The organism is Spiroplasma citri (genome assembly GCF_001886855.1).
Classification (GTDB): domain Bacteria; phylum Bacillota_I; class Bacilli_A; order Mycoplasmatales; family Mycoplasmataceae; genus Spiroplasma; species Spiroplasma citri.
On record NZ_CP013197.1, the window covers coordinates 374963 to 394547 of the forward strand.

Genomic DNA, 19585 nt, shown 5'->3' on the forward strand with positions numbered 1-19585 from the left:
AGAAAGTAGGAAATTATGACTAAGATTAAATTAATTGCATTAGATATGGATGGAACTGCTTGTTCTTTTCATCGGGGGATTTACGAGACAAATATTATGCCAATTATTAAAGCACAAGAAATGGGTATTCGTGTTGTTTTTGCAACGGGACGGCCAGTATTAACTTCGTTGTCAGAAGCTATTAAAGTAAAAATGGATTATTTTCAGCAATATTTTATTGGTTTTAATGGTGCATGCATTTATATGATATTAAAAATAATACAATTGTTTATCAACAAACCTTATCTGCTTCTCAAGTTAATTTTTTATTTCAATTAGCAAAAAAATACCATAAAAAATTATGATGTTATGTTGATGATTTAACTAAAGTTATTGTTAACTTTAATCCTGTTGCTAAAAATAATCCTGAATTAGCATTTTTTCATGGGGAATTCATTCAATATGATTCTACATTAGTAATTCAAAATGAGAGTTATAAGTGTATTGTAATGAATGTACATGAAAACGATGATTTTATTATTGCAGCGCGTGGACAAAATATTGAAATTGCAATTGATGCCTCAGGAACAGCAGAAATAAATGCGCCAGGTATTAGTAAACTAGCTGGTTTAAAATGAATTTCAACCCAATGGGATATTGCTTTATCAGAAATGATGGCAATTGGCGATAGTATGAATGATTATTGAATGATTAAGAATGTAGGGTTAGGAATTGCAATGGAGAATAGCCAAGAACAAATTAAAGCAGTTGCAAAAGAAGTAACTACTACCGTTAAAACAGGTGGTGTTGCAAAAATGATTGAAAAATATATTCTTAATAATAAAAAATAATTATATAATTGTTAAGGAAAGAGAAAAAGAGGAGGAATAGTAAAATGAAAGCTAAACAACCAATTTTATTGGCAATTCTTGATGGATGAGGAATTGCTCCTGATTCAAAAGGAAATGCTGTAACACAAGGGCATATGGTGAATGTTGAAAAATTAAAAACAAAATATCCATGAGTTTCAGCACATGCGGCAGGAGAATGAGTTGGTTTACCAGAAGGACAAATGGGAAATTCTGAAGTTGGACATATTCATTTAGGAGCAGGTCGCATTAAATATGAATCATTAACTTTAATTAATAAAACAATTAAAGATGGAACATTTAATCAAAATCCAGAACTTTTAGCGGCAATTAATTTTGCAAAAAAAAGTAATGGTGCCTTTCATATTATGGGGTTATTTTCAGTTGGTGGTGTTCATTCGCATTTAAACCATATTTTTGCTGCTTATAAATTAGCAGCACAAGAAGGAATAAAAGAGATTTACTTGCATATTTTTGGCGATGGACGTGATACGAAACCAGAATGTATTAAAATTTACCTTGAACAATTTCAACAATTACAAAACCAATTAAAAGTTGGGGAAATTGCAACAATTGGTGGTCGTTATTACGCAATGGATCGTGATAAAAAATATGACCGAGTGCAAATTGCTTATGATGTTTTAGTTTCAAGAAAGGGTTCAGAATTTAGTGACCCAATAGAGTATATTAACCGTGAATATCAAGCTGGTCGCAATGATGAATTTTTAATGCCAGCATATAATATTAATACCCCAAAAGGTTATATTAAATCAGGTGATGGTGTCTTTTTTGCTAATTTTCGCCCGGACCGTGCTATTGCAATAGCTTCAGCTTTAACAAATCCTAATTTTCCGGGTAATGAAGCACAAACTTATTTTATGCCGAAATTACATGATATTTATTTTGTTTCAATGATGGAATATGCAGAAACAGTTGCTTCAAAACATGTTGCTTTTAAACCAATTAAAGTTGTTAATGGTTTAGGAGAATGATTAAGTAAAAAAGGCTATCGACAATTACGAATTGCTGAAACAGAAAAAATTGCTCATGTTACATTTTTCTTTGATGGTGGAAAAGATTATTTTAAAAATGGTTTAGCAACACAAGCCGAAATTACATTAACAGGGGCTTCGGCAGATTTAATTCCATCGCCAAAAGTAGCAACTTATGATTTAAAGCCAGAAATGTCAGCATATGAAATTACTGATAAGTTAATTACTGAACTTAATCAAAATGAATTTGATGTTATTATTTTAAATTTTGCAAATTGTGATATGGTTGGTCATACTGGAATCTTGCCAGCGGCAATAGAAGCAGTTAAAACTATTGATAATTGTCTTGGCAAAATTTATACAGCAATTCAAAAAGTTAACGGAATTATGATTATTACTGCTGACCACGGAAATGTTGAAATTATGATAGATGAAACGGGTGGTCCTAATAAAAAACATACTTCACAATTGGTTCCAATTATTATTACCAAAGAAGGGTTACAATTACGACAAGATAATCCGGCAATTGCTGATATTGCTCCGACAATTTTAGATTTATTAGGTGAAGGGATTCCTCCTGAAATGACACAACCATCATTAATTATTAAGTAAAATGCATTGAAAAATGTCTTTTTTAGTGGATATATTAAAAATTTTTTAACAAATAATTTTAAATTTTCAATGGATTTTTAACTAATTTATTATATAATAAAAAGTAAGATTTAAAGGAGTAATAAAAAATGACTAATAATGATAATGGATATAATTCTAAAAAAGCATGATATGAGTTAAAGCCAACACTAGTTGATCGTGCTGCCCCCTTTGATTTTAATTTAGTTAAACTTAGAAACACGGGTTATATTTTTTTAAGCACAGCTATTTTTGCCCCCTTTTTTATTAATATTTTGATTTCATATATGTTTGCACACAATGAATATGTTTTAGCAGGAATGAACTTTATTAGTTGAATTATTGTTGGATCTGGTTCATATTTTGTTATTAGTGGGGCCCAAAATGAAATTATGCGGTCAGGTGCTATTGCCTTTTATTATTTTTATTTTATTCCAAATATTATTGGTTTAGTAATTGGGACTATTGCAAACCAGTTTGATCCAGCTGTTAGCGTTAAAACAACAATTAATTTATTAGCATCAATAATTGCAGGATTGGTAACAATTTTTATTCTTTATAGATCGTCACCATCAATTTTTAAAAAAATTAAATTAACTTTAAAACAGAATTATAAACGCATTCTTGTTGTCTATACAATTGGTATTATTGCTATTTTTTCAATTCATTTATTTTTTGTTTATTTAGAATCATTAATAACAACAACAATTTCAAACAATCAAAATAATTTAATTGTATGCTTAGATAAATGGTGAAATATTGTTTTCTTATTTATTTATACAATTTGTATTGCTCCAATTGTTGAAGAATTAGCAACTAGACATGGGATTTTTAGTTTAAGTGGTAACAAATGACTTGGATTTGTTTCATCAATAATTTTCTTTGCTGGAATGCATGTTTCTGGAACAGGAGATTGAGAACATATTATTGGATATATTGGAGCATCATTAACACTAGGAATGTTATTTCTAATTGTTAATGGAAATGTTACATATACAATAATTTCCCATGCTGGTTATAATTTGATTGTTGCCATTTTAATGCTTGTTGCACCAAAATTTTTATCATAATTAATTTTAATACAAAAAAGATGATACATAATATCATCTTTTTAATCCATTTCTGCTTTTTTATTGTTACTATTAAAAGGTCCAAAAATGTTTTAATATCATTTTGAAAGGTAAAACTAATAAATCCATAGTGTAAGGTTGAATTAATAAAAATTAGCAAGTTATTTTCGTATTCTTGTAAAAATTTATTTAATTTATTGCGTATTAATTCAAGTGTTATTTTTTCATCATTAATAATAATTTCTTTGATTATTTGTAATAATAATTTGTATTTTTCTTTTGCAATTTCATTTAATTGTTTTTCTAATTGTTAAATTTCTATATTTAAATTATTTTTTGCAAGTATCGTTGTTGGAATTACAAAATTGGGAATTGTAAAATTAAATTCAGCATCATAATTCTGGTAGTAAGAAAAAAAGTTGAGGTTTTATAAAAAATATAAATTAAAGTAATTAAATATAAATTAAAGTAATCGCTTATAAGAGCGATTTTTTTAATTGCATTATTCATCAGATAGTATCTTTAAAATTAAAAATTAACCTATTTTCTCCATCAATTAGTTAATTTTTATAATTTCCTTTCTGTGATTTATTATATTTTTTCGGTTTAATAACTAATAATATCACTTTTAAATAAAAGATACTATCTGATGAATAATGCAATACTAAAACTTAATATTTTGATGCTTAAAGATGGATAACTCATCTATGGCACGAAGCCTTAAAGAAAGTGTGAAAGCGATTGGATTTACTACTCCTATTTATTTCTTTAATTCTCGGCGGGGTTAGTCGCCCGCGAAATGTCAGAGCGTGTGTTTTTGGCTTGTTTCATAAAAAGAGTGCTGTTAAACCGAAAAAAACAATATCGGACACTAAAAAAACAAGAGGGAGGAGCTCCAAAAGGTTATTTTCTTTATATAAAGTTGTGTAGGGATAGATGAAGCGTAATTAATAACTGGATAAGCTGTTTTTTTGTTTATTTCCGTGGGGGTAAACTCTATCAAAATATCCTATCCGCCCCCGCTCACCCCCGAAGTGAAGCGGGCGGCGAAGTAATTAAATACTAAAATAAATTATCTACTAAATATCAAAATATTAACCAATAAAGGAATACTATGTTTTTTTACAGAAAGGAAATTATAAAATGAAAACATTACACGAAATGATAAAAGATTTAACAGGAATTGATGTTGAAAAAAATAAAATCAGTAAATATTTAGAATATGAAGCATTAGATTTAGAAGATGCTAATTTACGTTGGGCTGATTTACAAGGTGCTAAATTATGATGTGCTGATTTACGTTATGCTGATTTTTAAAAAATATTAAAATTACAAAAAAACAATTAGAACAATTAACTGTTATTGAGGAGAATGAATAATGAAAAAGTTAAATAAAAAAAGTATTAGCAAAATAAATGAATTAATGCTTAGAAGTTATCCAGTTTCATTTGAAGATATTACTGATGAACATTGAGCATTAGGTAAAACTAATTAATGAATTATTTATAATGTCAGAATATAAAAGTAAATATATTAATAAAACTTGAGATGAAATAACAACATCTTTTGATTGAGTTAATTGTCAACCTATTGATTGTCGTATTTCACATCATAAAAAACATTATGATTTGCAATGTTTAGAATGAGCAAAAATGTACTTAAATTTATTTAAAGACAAGTGAAATCTTATTGCTTCTTATATGGAACATTACAAAATTAACGATATTTTAGATTTAGCATCAGATGGATGAAAAATATTACAATTTGAGAAAAAAATAAATCAAGTAAATTAAAATATATTATTGCAATTGACCCTGCTGGAATTGGACAAACTGGTATTATTATTTATAATTTTTTGAAAAAGAAAATAATTAATAATATTACTTTTAGTTCTAATTCTGAAGAAGAAGCAATAAATAATATGTATTTAATATTTCAATAAGATCAAAATCAATTATAAAATCAAGTATATAGTTTGCGTGATTTAATCAAAATTTATCTGTATAAAGAATTTGTTTTTTTAAAATATTATCTTCATACACAACAATAGCGGTAGTACCAGTACCTGATGGGTCAATACCTATTTTTATCATTATTTTAAAAACCTTTCTTTAAATTGATAATAAAAATCTTCACTTTGTTTTTTAATAATAACTGGTTCTAATTTTGTTGCACTTGTAGTTTCTTTAATAAATTTTTTTGCTTCTTCTTTAATATTTATATCTATTTTTGTATTTGTAATAAAATTTTTAATATTATTAAAATGTTCTAAACTCATTGAATTTGGATTATTATTTTCTTTAATAACTTGATTACTATTTTCTTTACTTATTTCAGTACTATCAGGATCTAATTCATCTGTTGCTATACCAAAAGTTTTACATAATCAATAACGAGCTCCATAAGTTAAAGCACTACCAATTGCTTTTGCAATATCTGAATTTTGTGCTGATAAAATAATTCCTAATTCTAATTTTTCACTACCTTTATAAAGTGTTAATAATCCTTTTGAATAATAATTTATTAATTTTCCACCTTTACTACTTTGTGTTTCTGTAAAACTTGGTTCTCCAACTGTTTGAATAGTATAAGTTATACCTTGTTTATGTAATTGTGGTTTTAAGGTTTGATAGAGGTCACTTTCTGTAAAATAATTATAATTATTATGTTCATTTCTGGCATTTTTACTAACAAAAAGATTTATATCAGATTGAATTTCTCCAATACTTTCAATTAAGGTTTTTGTTTTAGTTTCTTGTGGCATTTTCTCACTCCTCTCTTTCTTGTCATATTAAAATGGCTTCTTTAATTTGTTCTAAATCTTGTTTAGTAATATTAACTTTTTCTTTAATTACTATTTTTAATTTTGGATTTATAATTATCATTAATATTTTTTTATTATCTATACAAAAGTTTTTTTCTAATAAATAATAAAGTTTTAATTGTCAAATATAGCGTTCAATATCCGCTTTTTCATTAGAACTTGTAATTTTTCAATCACACATTATATATTCATTATCTGTTGTTATACCAATAAAATCAGTTGTACCACACATTAAAGGACTATAAAGTGTTTTTTCAGTTTCATAATGTCTAAATTTAATATCTTTAAAAGTTTCTTGATATAGTTTTATAAAATTTTTAAATAATTCACGATGTGATTTTATTTCACAATCAATAAATTCAATTAATTCATCATCAAAATTATTTTTTATTCAAACATCAATCATATTATGTATACATATTCCACGATTTTGTGCTAATTTTAAAATATTATCATCAATTTGCGAATAGTCTTTTGGTAATAAAATATTAACAATTTGACTAACACTAGGGATTAAAATGCTATACTTATGTAATTCATCATTATAAATATATAAAGGTTTTAAATTTAATCTCATAAAATTGCTTCATCATTACCAATATTTTGATTATCATTATTAAATAATTCTTTTGTATCAGATGAATTAAATTCTATTTTTTCTTGTGGTTTTTCAAATAAAGTATCTTTTTTTAAATTATTATTAGTTTGTAAAAATTGACAACTATAAACTCTTACCATTCATTGTATTTTATTATCTTTATCTTTATAAGATTTTAAAATACCTGTAATTGCAATTTGACTACCTTTTTGACAATATTGTTGTAATAAATTTGCTTGTTTATTTCAAACTTGACAAGGAATAAAATCAGTATCTTTTTGAATTGAATGTGGTCTTGTTACTGCTAATTGAAACATGGCATATTCTTTACCATTTTGTGTTCTTTTAATTTCAATATCTTTTGTTGTTCTACCAATGGCAATAAATTGATTCATTATTCATCCTCCTCAATAACAGTTAATTGTTCTAATTGTTGCTTGGTGATTTTAATACCTTTTAAATTAGCGCAACGTAAATCAGCACTTCGTAAATCAGTGCCTTGTAAATTAGCATCTCGTAAATCAGCACAAGATAAATCAGCACAAGATAAATCAGTATCTTCTAAATATTCATTGATTTTTTGTTCTTCAACAGTAATATCTGTTAAATCTTTCATCATATCTTTTAATGTTTTCATTTTATAATTCCTCCTTATTTTGAATATTTTGTATGTTGTTTATGTATTAAACAAACAATATTTTTTTCTCAATTGTCTTTATACAATAGTCACATTTGGCAATTACATATATTTTTTTATCTTCGCAACATAATTCACTTCTATATCTACAACATCAACATTCATTTTTAGAACATCAACAACCTTCTTTATTTTCAGTAGATTTTTCATTATTAATTTTATCTTCTTTTACTTTTGAATAATGTTCTGAACAATAATAATCCCAAATATTGCATTTATTTTTCATTAAATATTCTATATTTAAATCCATTATTAAATTTTCTCCAAATTCTTTTCTGCAATTAAAGTATCAATATAGTCATAAGCACCTTTTTCTGAATGATATTCTTCTAATCCTTCATTAAATAATCCTTCTTCTGTATAAACTTTGCCATCTTCATCTTTTCACATATTATTTATTCTCCTTGTCATTTAATATTTTTATCTTCTAAATCAATAATGGTTGTTAATCAACCATGTTTCATTTCAACATTAGCAGTAATTTTTGCTTCTTCTAATGTATAAAATGATTTAGTTAAAATATCATTTGAAAAATCACTTTTCATAATTAATAAGTATCTTTTATTCATAATTTAATTCCTCCTAATTCTTTTTGCGTAAACCTAATGCTCAATGTTCATCAGTAATTTCATCTTGTGAACGGTTGTACAAGTCAACAGCTTCATCAAATGTAAGGGGTATATTTAACCTATTTTCAATTGCTTGTTCTTTTTCACATTTAGAACATAAATAACCTCAATATCTTTTTTTAAGACAACTATTCTTTTTCATCTTTACCTCCTAAATTATTCCTTTTATTTTTTTCTCAAATTGTAATATTTTTCATCCATCTGATGCTAAATCTAAAATATCGTTAATTTTGTAATGTTCCATATAAGACGCAATAAGATTTCACTTGTCTTTAAATAAATTTAAGTACATTTTTGCTCATTCTAAACATTGCAAATCATAATGTTTTTTATGATGTGAAATACGACAATCAATAGGTTGGCAATTAACTCAATCAAATGATGTTGTTATTTCATCTCAAGTTTTATTAATATATTTACTTTTATATTCCATCATTGTTTCTCCTATCTTTAACTCGCTGGCACTCACTCCCAAGTGAAAGTGCCAAAGCAAGAATTAGTTATATAAGTATTTATCTATTTATTTACTACGCCATCCGCTTTACTGGGGGTAAGCGGTGGCGGTATTTGGTAATTGTTGGTATATTAACTACAATGTTCTACAATTTGTAGTTGTTTGTAGTATTAAGTACCTCCTCATCAAGCCCCCACTAGTAGATTAATTAAGAAATCCTTGCCCAGTTCTTAAAAGAACAAACTTCTACGCACACGATTTTATTTTTTCTTGTTAATTAATAGTTATGAATGCGCCACTACGCGTCTATCTTAATCAAAATCATTAATTTACAAAATCGCAAAAAAACAAGTTAACAGCTCTAATGGTTTCGTGCCGGCGAAATGCCTTGCTGGGGAACCTTCCCTAAAAAATATGTAATTGTATAAAATTAAACACTTGTAGAGCCAATATATTTAATTTGTAAAGTTGTTTTTCAAATAAAAAAACAACCCTTTAACAAGAGTTGCTTTTTTACGGGTTCATCGTACACGATACCTAATAATAATTATATTCAAGTTTTTACATACTATTGAGAAAAGTATGACATTCATGGGTATATGGTGGGACATGAATGGGGATTGTTACTGGCATTAGATTATATAATGATTAAATAATAATAAAATATATATTAAAAAATAAAAGAATATTTTTACATATTCTTTTATTTTTTATTTAAAATTACTGGAATAATTAATGGATTACGACGTTTATAACGGTAAATGAAAGGAGATAATGATTGCTTGATAGCATTTTTTAGAGCCCCAAAAGTTGGCTTTTGAGTTTTTAAAACTTCATTAACTGCTTCGGTTGCTAAGCGAATTGATTCATTAATAATATTTCCAGATTCTTTAACATAGAAACTTCCTCTTGAAATAATCCGTGGTGGAGTTAGCAATTGGTTATTTTGTGAATCAATTGAAATAACAACAGCAATTAAACCATCTTTTGATAAGATTTCACGGTCACGAACAACAGCTGTTGTTTGACCTGATAAATCTTTACCATCAACATAGACAGCTTCAGCTTCAATTCGTTTTCCAATTGCTGCTGTTCCATTTAATAATTCAATTTGATCACCATTAGCACAAATAAAGACATTATCTTTTGGCACATTGACACTAATTGCTGTTTCACCATGTTGACGAAGCATACGATAGTCACCATGCATTGGCATAAAGTATTTTGGCTTCAATAGGGTAAATAATAATTTTTGTTCTTCTTGCGAAGCATGACCAGAAGTATGAATTTGATTTAGAGGACTATTTTCTTGTACAATAGCACCGGCACGAACTAGTTTATTAATAACTCGCACAACATCAGCTTGATTACCAGGAATTGGTGATGATGAAAAAATAACAGTATCACCAGGAATAATAGAAATATGTTGATGTTGGTTATTTGCAATTCGTGATAATGCAGCCATTGGTTCACCTTGACTTCCAGTACAAATAATTAATATTTCATTATCTTTATAGTTTTTAGCATCATTAGCTTTAATAAATGCCTTATCGGAAATTTTTAAATGTCCCATTTGACGAATAATTTTAATAATTCGATCTAAGCTTCGACCAAAAACTAAAATTTTTCGTCCATATTTATTTGCAATTTCAACAATATGTTGAATTCGATGGACATTTGAAGCAAAAGTTGAAATTAAAATTCGCCCTTTAGCTTTAACAAATAATTCACTAATATTTTGAATAATTTTTGTTTCAGTTTGAGTATAACCTTCAACTTCAGCATTAGTACTATCAGCCATTAATAACATAACACCTTCTTGCCCCATATTTGCCATTCGTTCAATATCAGCACGATGCCCTAGTGGCGTTCAGTCAAATTTATAATCACCTGTTGAAACAACTTTTCCATTTGGAGTAACTACTGAAATTCCAAAAGCATCAGGAATACTATGATTAACAGCAAAAAAGTTAATTTTAAAGTTTTTCGTTTTAATCACACTCATATTATCAACTTCTTTAACAATTGTGGTTTGTTCCAATTTTGCTTCTTTTAGCCGATCACGAATTAAAGCAGCTGCTAATCGTGGTGCATAAATAATTGGAATATTAACTTCACGTAATAAATAGGGAATTCCACCAATATGGTCTTCGTGCCCATGCGTAATAAATAACGCTTTTATTTTTCGTTGATTTTCTTTTAAATAATTATAATTCGGAATAACAGCATCAACTCCAAGCATTGTTGAACTTGGGAATTTAACTCCTGCATCAAGCATAATTAACTCTTCATCATGCTCAATACAATATGTATTTTTTCCAACTTCTTCTAATCCGCCTAAAGCAAAGACTTTTGTTGGAATTTTATTTTTAACAACATTTTGTGTTGGTTGTTTTGTTACTATACTAGTTGGTTTTGTAACTATTGTTTTGTTTTTACTTGTTTCTTTCTTTTCTTCATTCATTGAAATTATCACCTCATAATTCTAAAATTAACGCATAGCTTTTTCTTTATTAAATTGATTATTATTAAAAAGAAAAAAAATTAATTTACTAGTATCCAAGAAATTATAACATAAAGATTAATAAGATTACAAAAAAAATACTTTTTCTTTAAAAAAGTTAAATAATATTAAATTTATAAAATAATTCAATCATTTTTTTTTAATCAAGGTTCTTTTTTATTAATTAAATCATAATATAGTTTGCCTTCTAAATGTGCTTCTTCATGTTGAAAAACAATTGCTTCATAACTACGAGCAGTAATTGTCACTTGTTGTTGTTTTAAATAATCATAACCTTCAACAATAATTCGAAAACTACGAGGGACAAAACCTTCTTTATCACCATTAACACTTAAACAGCCTTCGCCTTCTTCTATGCAAGCTATTTGTGCACTTTTTCCAATAATTTTAGGATTAATCATTGCATGCTCAATTATTTTTTTGAATCCTGTTTCGTCATTTGTCTCTTCAATCCGAATATAATACATTTTAATATTAAATCCAATTTGAGGAGCTGCTAAGCCAACAGCTGGTCTAATTGTATGGCCACTATTTTTTTGTGGATCTTGGGAATATCTTACAAAATCAATTAATTTTTTCATCACAAGTTCATTTTCAGGTGCTAATGGTAAAGAAACATCAATTGATGATTGCCGAATTGACGGTGTGTCATCAAATACTAGTCAGTCTTTAGTTGGAATTTCGTTTTGCAACACTAAAAATCACCTCTTAAAAAATTATAACATATTCAGCAATTATTAAAGAAAATTCTAAAGTTTTAGTATAATAAAAAAAAGAAAGAAAAGGGTTAAGAAAATGCGCGTGATTAGTGGAAAATATAAGGGTTATCAAATTAAAACATTAGATGGAATGAATACCAGGCCAATGACGACCCGTATTAAAGAAGATGCATTTAATATTTTAGATAATTATTTTATTTATGAAAATAAGATTGGCTTAGATATTTTTGCTGGAAGTGGTCAATTAGGAATTGAAGGCTTATCACGGGGGTTACAACAATGTTATTTTAATGATTCTCATCAGGGTGCTTACAAAATTATTGAAACGAATTTAAATAAATTAAAAATAAATAATGCAAAAATATTAAATTATGATTATAAAATTTTATTAAGTTGAATGATACAGCAGAAAATATCAATTGATATTTTATTTTTGGACCCACCTTTTAAGCAAATTGAGTATTATTATGATATTATTACTATAATATTGAATAACAATATTATCAATAACTATGGAATAATAGTTTGTGAATCAAATCAAGTGTTGTCATTTGATCAATTTAATTTAGTTATGCTACGCTGTAAAACATATAAAAAAAAGTATTTGTATATATTAAGATTAGAAAAAGGAGAGTTAATGTGCAGAAAAAGGGTTTTTTAATTATTTTTTCTGGCCCATCAGGAGTCGGGAAAGGGACAATATGCCAAGAACTTTTTAAATATGAGAAGTTAAATTTGGCTTATTCAGTTTCAATGACAACAAGAGCAAAAAGGCAGGATGAAGTTGAAGGGGTAAATTATTTTTTTGTTGACAGACCAACATTTGAAACTGCAATTAAAAATGATGAATTATTAGAATATGCTGAATTTGTTGGTAATTATTATGGTACGCCAAAATCATATTGTATTGAGCAAATTAATAATGGAAAAAATGTTTTATTAGAAATTGAAGTACAAGGTGCAACACAAGTATTACAAAAAGTAACCGATGCAGTTTCATTTTTTTTAATTCCACCAAGTTTAGAAGAATTAGAAAAACGAATTCGAGGCCGAAAAAGTGAACCCGAAGAAGTATTACAAGCACGATTAGCAAAAGCAGCTGATGAACTTCCGTTGCAAAGTAATTATAATTATGTTGTTGTAAATAACACCGTAGAACAAGCCGTTGCAGAAATTAAAACAATTTTAGAACAAGAAATTGCTAATCGTTCATAAGTTTAAAGGATTAAGAAATGCAAGCAAGAGAAGTAGCATGGAATATCTTATGAAAAATTTTTGCAAAAAATAAGTTTAGTAATCATTTATTATCAAATATCGTAGAACAAAATGATAACTTTATTGACCAAGATAAAACTTTAATTTATCGAATTGTTTATGGTACTTTAAAAAATAAATTGTATTTAGAATATATTGCTAATCAATTTATTGAATCCAAGAAAACTAATCAAAAATTACAAGTTCTGTTATGAATGAGTATTTATCAATTTCGTTTTTTAGATCGTATTCCTAATTATGCAATTGTTAATGAAGCTGTTAATATTAGTAAAAGTGTTAGTCCAAAATATGCTGGTTTTATTAATACTACGTTAAAAAAGATTTTTGACAGTAAAGATGAGATTTTTGAAATTAACATTGCTGATGAAACAAAAAAATTAAGTATTAAATATAGTTTTCCGTCATCATTATATTTAATTCTTCGGAATGAATATAGTGAAGATATTGCTCGACAAGTAATGATTGATAGTTTAACCATTCCAAAACTTTCATTTCGCGTTAATACCTTAAAAATTAGCCGAGATGAATTATTATCCAAATATTCAAATTATAATTTGACAAAAAGTTTAGTGTCTTCTGTGGGGGTCATTGCTGATAAACCAGTTGTTAACTCAGAAATGTTTAAAAAAGGTTTAATTTTTATTCAAGATGAAATGAGTATGCGTATTGCAGAGATATTAGACCCACAAGAAACTGACCGCGTGTTAGATATGTGTAGTGCACCGGGTGGTAAAGCAACGCATCTAAGTCAAATCATAAACAATAAAGGGATTATTGATGCCTATGATATTAGTGAAAAGAAGATTAATTTAATTAAGATGAATGCTAGTCGATTAGGAATTACTAATATTTATCCACACTTATTAGATGCTAGAAAAATTAATAGTGAAATTCAATATGATAAAATTCTTTGTGATGCGCCCTGCAGTGGCTTAGGGGTAATTAAACGAAAGCCAGAAATTAAATATCATACTTTGACTAATCAAGAATTAGCAAATTTAGTTGAGATTCAAGAACAATTATTAGAAAAAGCTTATCAATTATTAAAACCAGGTGGAATTTTGGTTTATTCTACTTGTACTTTTGGTGGGTATGAAAATATTGTTCAAATCCGCAATTTTTTAGCAAAACATTCGGATTTAAAAATTATTACAACAGAACAAATCTTTGGTTATGAAAATAATACAGATGGATTTTATTATTGTAAAATTAGAAAAAAAGATAAGTAATTATAAAAACTATGTAAAATATATATAAATAATAAGAAGAAAGGAAGCACAATTATGAATACGAATGTTAAATTAATTGAAAACCTGTTACAAGAATACTTAAAGGCAAATAATTTAACAATACCAGTGATGGTTGAAAAACCACGTCAAGAAGGATTTGGCCATTTATCAACCAATTTAGCTTTGTTACTAGCAAAAAAATTAAAAAAGACACCAAATAAAATTGCTGAAGAAATTATTGCTTTTATTGAAAAAAATAATAAATCATATTTTAAAAAGATTGAAATTGCTGGCGCCGGGTTTATTAATTTTACCTTAGCTGATGACCAGTTACATCAAGTTATTAATGAGGTTTTAAAACGACAAGCAAACTATGGATATTCAGCAGCGAAGAATTTTACTTATAATTTAGAAATTGTTTCAGCTAATCCAACGGGATTTTTACATATTGGTCATGCTCGGAATTGTGCTATTGGTGACAGTGTTGCTCGAATTTTGCGAGCAGCTGGTTATCATGTCCAAACTGAATATTATGTTAATGATGCTGGTAATCAAATTAATACTTTAGCAGTAACGGTTTTTGTTAGTTATTTAAATTTATTAGGTAAAAAAACCGAATTACCTGCTGATGCATATCGTGGTGATATGTATGATGCTGTTGCACAATACTTTGTTGACAATTATCAAGATAAATTTATTAATTTAACTTTTAACGAAGATTATAAAATTAGTGATCCAAAGGTACACGAAATATTTCGTAAAAAATCAGTTGATTTATTTTTAGATATTATTAAAAAACAATTACAATTATTTCGAGTTGATATTGAATATTATTCTTCTGAAGCTTCAATGTACGAAGGAGGAAAAATTGATGCAACGTTAGCACAGTATGCTAAATTGGGAAAGACTTATCAACAAGACGGTGCATTATGATTAAAAACAACTGATTTTGGCGATGATAAAGATCGGGTTTTAGTTAAATCAAATGGTGATTTAACTTATATTACTCCTGATTTAGCATCACATAATGAACGGTTAATACGAAGCAAGGCCGATAAATTAGTTAATTTTTGAGGTGGTGATCATCACGGTTATATTGTGCGAATGTTAGCGGGATTACAGTTATTAGGTTATAAAAAAGACATTTTAGATATTGATATGATTCAAATGGTACGGTTAATTAAAGATGGTGCTGAATATAAAATGAGTAAACGAAAAGGAACAGCAGTTTGATTAATTGACTTAATTGAGGAAATTGGAGTTGATGCAATTCGTTATATGGTATCTTCAAAAAGTGCTCAAAGTCATATGGACTTAGATATTGGTATTTTAAAACAACATTCTTCAAAAAATCCTGTTTATTATGCACAATATGCAACAGCTCGTTGTAATAGTGTGCTAAAACAAGCTAAAATAAGCAAAATTAATTTTACCGATGTTAAAACCTTTGAGCTATTAACGTCACAAAAAGAATTATACCTTTTAAATGAGATTGATTTATTTAATCGTTGCATTAAAGGAGCAGCAAAATTACGCCAACCACACCTTATTTGTGATTATGTGCAAAATATTGCACGGCAATTCCATTCATATTATAATGAATCAAAAGTTATTAATTTAGATAACTTAGAATTGACAAAACAACGTTTAGTATTTATTAAAGTAATTTATCAAGTTTTATCAAATGCCTTTAATTTATTAGGGGTTAATGTTATTGAACAGATGTAATTATTTAAGTTATGTTATAATCTATAAGACAGAAAGAGGGTGCAGGTGTGTTGCAAAATAATTGAGATGTTTTTTTATTTAATCCATTAATGTTATTATTGTTATTTGTTCTTTACATATTAATTTTAATAAAAAACATTAAAATTAAACATACTAGTCAGAAGGCATTCTTTATTCAAACTTTTTTATATTGATTTGCGTTATCAGCAATTATTGGTGATAATTTTGAGTTCCGTGATTTATTTTTTGCTGCATCAATTAATAAATCAATTAATAATATGGGAGGAATTGCCATTATTGCCACAACTTCTCTTTCTCTTTATACTTTTTTAGCGATGATTCCTTATGTATTTTTACACAAGTTTTTTTCTCGTATTGGCTGACATTTTTTTCAATATACAATGTTTGGAATATCAATGCTAGGAATTTTTATTTTAATTCTTTATCCATCGGCGCCAGCTTTAATTATAGCGGCAATTTTTCTTGGTTTTGGAATTATTACTAAGGCTAGTTATTTTTTATCATATAATGAGGCATATGGTCGTAAGTTTTTTCCATTCAAAACAATTAGTTTAGTGGCACCGCTAATGACATTTGCGCTTATTTTTGGTAGTGAGTTTAACAATATTGTTATTACAATAGGAAGTAATTTAACTAATCATTTACAAATAGGAATTATTGGAATTGGTGCAATAGTTGCTATTGCAGGGGCAAACATTTTATATGCCTTGTTTTCACATAAAGAGTTTACCTCAACATCATTTACAGTTGAACAACAAAAAATGTTTGAACCATTTAAATGAGGGAAAGTGTTAATTATCTTTTTTATGGCAATTTTAATTATTATTTTAAAAGAAGTGTCCCAATCAAATATTTATATTTGATTGTTAGGTCAGCACACATGGGAAAAATACCATGATGTTTGGAAAGTCAACCAATTTGTCCGCTTAAATGAACAATTATTCTTAATTCCACAGTTTTTTGGTGCTTATTTAGCTTGTCATTTACTTTATAATAAAATTGGTGTTAAATATTGTTTTGGGCTAGGGTTATTATTATGATTTATTTTCTTTAGTATTACGGCATTTAATCATTCGCCAGAAGCTTACTTAGCATTGCAAGTTATTAATGGGCTAGCTTTTGCTATGTGTTTTAACATTTTGTTTGCAATGACTTGTGAATGAAAATATCGTTCGCCAACAAACAAACCAATTGTAGCGCAATTTCAATTATTATGATTTGGATTAGAATTCATTATTAAGTTTGTTGATGATGTAATGCGTGATAAAAAGGTTGGTATATTTAAAGAATATATTTATGGTCAACAATATATTTCTCGTGATAGTTTTGCGATTCAAATTGATAATATTACAACAATTATTTCAACTATTTGTGCCACAATTGTTTTACTGTTATTGTTGATATTTTATTATACTTCAGACCTAATTTTAGCTGAATATCGTAATCATTTGCGTTTATTAGTTCCGAAGGTTAATCTATTATTACGAGAAAGTTTTATTAGTCGTGTTAAATCAAATATTACTTCTGAAACAAATAACAAGAAAAAAACTTAAATAAAATAATTTTTGTTTTGATAAAAAAGAATATTTTTAGTATTTTTTAATTATGGTTAAAGGAGATTAGAATGAAAAAAATAATTAAAATGTTAATGGCGTTACAAATAGGCACTACTTCGGCTAGTTTTTTAACATCTTGTGTTAAAAAGTACCAATATATGTATGATATTTGAGTAATTACTAGTGGTGGTTCAATTAATGATCAATCTTATATTCAATCAGCATGAGAAGGAGCAAACAAATATATTGTGTCACAATTTTCCCAAGCTCCAATGGCAAATTGACAAGATAGTCCATTGCGAGCGAGTTATTTTGAACCAAGGGGTATTACACCAGGTGAATTTAAAGCAGCTTATATTACAGCTAGTATTGCTGGGGCAAAGACCTTAATTTTACCTGGTTTTAGTCATGCCAATACAATTGGTTGAGCAGCAAACTTAGTGGATAACGTTATTTTTATTGATGGTAGTGGGCAAAATGTATATAAAAATATGGATCCCCATGGTTCTTTAACTGATAATATTGTAGGAATTTTATTTCAAAAAGAAATTGCTGGTTTTTTGGCTGGTCTTGTCACAGCAATATGACTTAATTTGCATCAAACAGAATTCCAACAGCAATTAAATATTGCAACTTATGGAGGAATGGATAATCCAGTTGGAGTTTCAAATTATTTATGAGGATTTTTATTATCGTCAGATCTTTTTAATGAGATTATTAAGACAGATAATTCATATCATAATTTGCGTCAACTAGGAACAGATATTTTAGCAATAATGCAAAAAATAAACCCCAAAATTAATAATTTATTACCAATAAAAAAAGTTCAGGAAGTATTAAATGACAATGAATCATGGTTTTCACAATCATTTAACCAAGGAGAAGGAAAAGTAATTTCTGATTATTTAATTAATAAAAAAGCAAGTATTATTTTCCCTGTTGCAGGACCACAAACCCAAGATACAATTGACCGAATTAAATATAATCAAACAAAAACAAAAGTTGTCGGGGTGGATACAGCACAATCCCGAATATATGGTGATGAATATATTATTACTAGTGGGTTATTAAATATTGCACAAGCAACACAGGATGCCTTATCTAATATCTATTCATCAACTTGTAGTTATAATAATGCGACTAAGCAATGAGAAAATAATAAACTTGATTATTGTTGGATTAATACTGATCAATCTTCAAAAACAAATCCAAATTGATTAGGTATTGAAAAAACAAAATGAATTGATGATAGTATTATTAATTATATTAATAATGATGCAAAGATTGCCAAACTAACAACAACAATTGGTATAATTTATGATCAAATTAAACAAGCACATTTTACTGATACATTAAAATTAACTTATCAAACACAAAATAAGTTAAAAACTGACTGACTAGAAACTTTAGAAAATGGTTTAAAATAAAAATAATATATTTTTGCATAAATTTTAAAAAGTATAGTATAATACTCATAGATAGTGTGGTGTTTATATGGAGGGCTTCTTGACAACAAGTATAACAATCTTAGATTTAGATATTCCAGTAATCGGGTTAATTGGTTTTCTACTAGGATTTGCAGCGCTATTATTATTTGTTTATTTTACTATTACTTTTTCTTTATTTCGAAGTAAAAAAAGCAGTAGTAATTGAACGAATATTGTAAAATTAAAACAAGAAACTAGTTTTAAGGAAAACATTGAGTATTTTGAACAAGAAATTATGCTAGCTAAAAAAATGGGTGATAAAATCTAGCAATTTCTTTTTTAGTACAATGTTCTTCACATTTAG

Annotated in this window: 25 protein-coding genes; 14 read left to right on the top strand and 11 right to left on the bottom strand. The window is 27.2% G+C overall.

Annotated features, from left to right (window positions below; translation table 4 throughout):
* The first annotated feature begins 15 nt into the window (after positions 1-15).
* The 7 genes from SCITRI_RS12035 (at position 16) to SCITRI_RS02055 (ending at position 5482) form a co-directional block, all read left to right on the top strand.
* Positions 16-318, top strand: coding sequence for an HAD family hydrolase (locus SCITRI_RS12035; RefSeq protein WP_250638247.1), 303 nt, complete (start codon positions 16-18; stop codon positions 316-318).
* Positions 234-830 (top strand): HAD hydrolase family protein, encoded by a 597-nt coding sequence (locus tag SCITRI_RS02035; RefSeq protein ID WP_250638248.1) that lies wholly within the window; start codon positions 234-236, stop codon positions 828-830. The genes SCITRI_RS12035 and SCITRI_RS02035 overlap by 85 nt, the downstream gene beginning before the upstream one ends.
* Positions 831-874: 44 nt before the next feature.
* On the top strand, positions 875-2452 hold the full coding sequence (gpmI, locus tag SCITRI_RS02040) for a 2,3-bisphosphoglycerate-independent phosphoglycerate mutase (protein WP_071937019.1): 1578 nt from the start codon (positions 875-877) through the stop codon (positions 2450-2452).
* A gap of 128 nt (positions 2453-2580) precedes the next feature.
* Positions 2581-3540, top strand: coding sequence for a CPBP family intramembrane glutamic endopeptidase (locus SCITRI_RS02045; RefSeq protein ID WP_071937020.1), 960 nt, complete (start codon positions 2581-2583; stop codon positions 3538-3540).
* A 1143-nt stretch (positions 3541-4683) separates the two neighbouring features.
* Positions 4684-4857: a pentapeptide repeat-containing protein gene (locus tag SCITRI_RS09810; RefSeq protein ID WP_147076818.1), complete on the top strand. Its 174-nt coding sequence runs from the start codon at positions 4684-4686 to the stop codon at positions 4855-4857.
* Between the two features lie 191 nt (positions 4858-5048).
* Positions 5049-5333: a hypothetical protein gene (locus SCITRI_RS02050; protein WP_071937021.1), complete on the top strand. Its 285-nt coding sequence runs from the start codon at positions 5049-5051 to the stop codon at positions 5331-5333.
* Positions 5288-5482 carry a hypothetical protein gene (locus tag SCITRI_RS02055; protein ID WP_071937022.1) on the top strand — a complete coding sequence of 65 codons (195 nt, stop codon included), beginning with the start codon at positions 5288-5290 and terminating at the stop codon, positions 5480-5482. Before SCITRI_RS02050 ends, SCITRI_RS02055 begins: the two co-directional genes overlap by 46 nt.
* A gap of 150 nt (positions 5483-5632) precedes the next feature.
* Here SCITRI_RS02055 and SCITRI_RS02065 read toward each other — a convergent pair whose 3' ends face one another.
* The 11 genes from SCITRI_RS02065 to def all read right to left on the bottom strand — a co-directional run bounded on the left by SCITRI_RS02065 (position 5633) and on the right by def (position 11961).
* Positions 5633-6304 (bottom strand): ERF family protein, encoded by a 672-nt coding sequence (locus tag SCITRI_RS02065; protein ID WP_071937024.1) that lies wholly within the window; start codon positions 6302-6304, stop codon positions 5633-5635.
* Positions 6288-6941: a hypothetical protein gene (locus tag SCITRI_RS02070; RefSeq protein WP_071937025.1), complete on the bottom strand. Its 654-nt coding sequence runs from the start codon at positions 6939-6941 to the stop codon at positions 6288-6290. Before SCITRI_RS02070 ends, SCITRI_RS02065 begins: the two co-directional genes overlap by 17 nt.
* A complete protein-coding gene (locus SCITRI_RS02075) occupies positions 6932-7357 on the bottom strand; it encodes a single-stranded DNA-binding protein (RefSeq protein ID WP_071937026.1) in 426 nt (141 codons plus the stop codon). The genes SCITRI_RS02070 and SCITRI_RS02075 overlap by 10 nt, the downstream gene beginning before the upstream one ends.
* On the bottom strand, positions 7357-7599 hold the full coding sequence (locus tag SCITRI_RS02080; protein ID WP_071937027.1) for a pentapeptide repeat-containing protein: 243 nt from the start codon (positions 7597-7599) through the stop codon (positions 7357-7359). Before SCITRI_RS02080 ends, SCITRI_RS02075 begins: the two co-directional genes overlap by 1 nt.
* Positions 7600-7645: 46 nt before the next feature.
* Positions 7646-7909, bottom strand: coding sequence for a hypothetical protein (locus tag SCITRI_RS02085; protein WP_071937028.1), 264 nt, complete (start codon positions 7907-7909; stop codon positions 7646-7648).
* 2 nt (positions 7910-7911) lie between these two features.
* On the bottom strand, positions 7912-8049 hold the full coding sequence (locus SCITRI_RS09815; RefSeq protein WP_157092843.1) for a hypothetical protein: 138 nt from the start codon (positions 8047-8049) through the stop codon (positions 7912-7914).
* A 5-nt stretch (positions 8050-8054) separates the two neighbouring features.
* Positions 8055-8228, bottom strand: a complete 174-nt coding sequence (locus SCITRI_RS09820; RefSeq protein WP_155522077.1) for a hypothetical protein — start codon at positions 8226-8228, stop codon at positions 8055-8057.
* 13 nt (positions 8229-8241) lie between these two features.
* Positions 8242-8430, bottom strand: coding sequence for a hypothetical protein (locus SCITRI_RS02090; protein WP_071937029.1), 189 nt, complete (start codon positions 8428-8430; stop codon positions 8242-8244).
* Positions 8431-8439: 9 nt separating this feature from the next.
* Positions 8440-8724, bottom strand: coding sequence for a hypothetical protein (locus SCITRI_RS02095; RefSeq protein ID WP_147076824.1), 285 nt, complete (start codon positions 8722-8724; stop codon positions 8440-8442).
* A 721-nt stretch (positions 8725-9445) separates the two neighbouring features.
* The gene (gene rnjA / locus SCITRI_RS02100; RefSeq protein ID WP_071937031.1) at positions 9446-11206 is read right to left on the bottom strand and encodes a ribonuclease J1; all 1761 of its coding nucleotides are present in this window, start codon (positions 11204-11206) and stop codon (positions 9446-9448) included.
* A gap of 173 nt (positions 11207-11379) precedes the next feature.
* Positions 11380-11961 carry a peptide deformylase gene (gene def, locus SCITRI_RS02105; protein ID WP_071937032.1) on the bottom strand — a complete coding sequence of 194 codons (582 nt, stop codon included), beginning with the start codon at positions 11959-11961 and terminating at the stop codon, positions 11380-11382.
* Between the two features lie 70 nt (positions 11962-12031).
* On the opposite strand from def, the gene rsmD reads away from it, so the two are divergent.
* The 7 genes from rsmD to SCITRI_RS02140 all read left to right on the top strand — a co-directional run bounded on the left by rsmD (position 12032) and on the right by SCITRI_RS02140 (position 19549).
* Complete coding sequence (rsmD, locus tag SCITRI_RS02110) at positions 12032-12646, top strand: 16S rRNA (guanine(966)-N(2))-methyltransferase RsmD (protein ID WP_257785695.1); 615 nt, start codon at positions 12032-12034, stop codon at positions 12644-12646.
* Positions 12625-13200, top strand: a complete 576-nt coding sequence (gene gmk, locus SCITRI_RS02115) for a guanylate kinase (protein WP_071937034.1) — start codon at positions 12625-12627, stop codon at positions 13198-13200. The genes rsmD and gmk overlap by 22 nt, the downstream gene beginning before the upstream one ends.
* Positions 13201-13217: 17 nt before the next feature.
* Positions 13218-14489, top strand: coding sequence for a 16S rRNA (cytosine(967)-C(5))-methyltransferase RsmB (gene rsmB, locus SCITRI_RS02120; protein WP_071937035.1), 1272 nt, complete (start codon positions 13218-13220; stop codon positions 14487-14489).
* A 54-nt stretch (positions 14490-14543) separates the two neighbouring features.
* Complete coding sequence (argS, locus tag SCITRI_RS02125; RefSeq protein WP_071937036.1) at positions 14544-16217, top strand: arginine--tRNA ligase; 1674 nt, start codon at positions 14544-14546, stop codon at positions 16215-16217.
* Positions 16218-16264: 47 nt separating this feature from the next.
* Positions 16265-17791: an MFS transporter gene (locus tag SCITRI_RS02130; protein WP_084566872.1), complete on the top strand. Its 1527-nt coding sequence runs from the start codon at positions 16265-16267 to the stop codon at positions 17789-17791.
* A gap of 71 nt (positions 17792-17862) precedes the next feature.
* The gene (locus tag SCITRI_RS02135; protein ID WP_071937037.1) at positions 17863-19221 is read left to right on the top strand and encodes a BMP family ABC transporter substrate-binding protein; all 1359 of its coding nucleotides are present in this window, start codon (positions 17863-17865) and stop codon (positions 19219-19221) included.
* Positions 19222-19288: 67 nt separating this feature from the next.
* On the top strand, positions 19289-19549 hold the full coding sequence (locus tag SCITRI_RS02140) for a hypothetical protein (protein ID WP_037551429.1): 261 nt from the start codon (positions 19289-19291) through the stop codon (positions 19547-19549).
* Positions 19550-19585 lie beyond the last annotated feature (36 nt).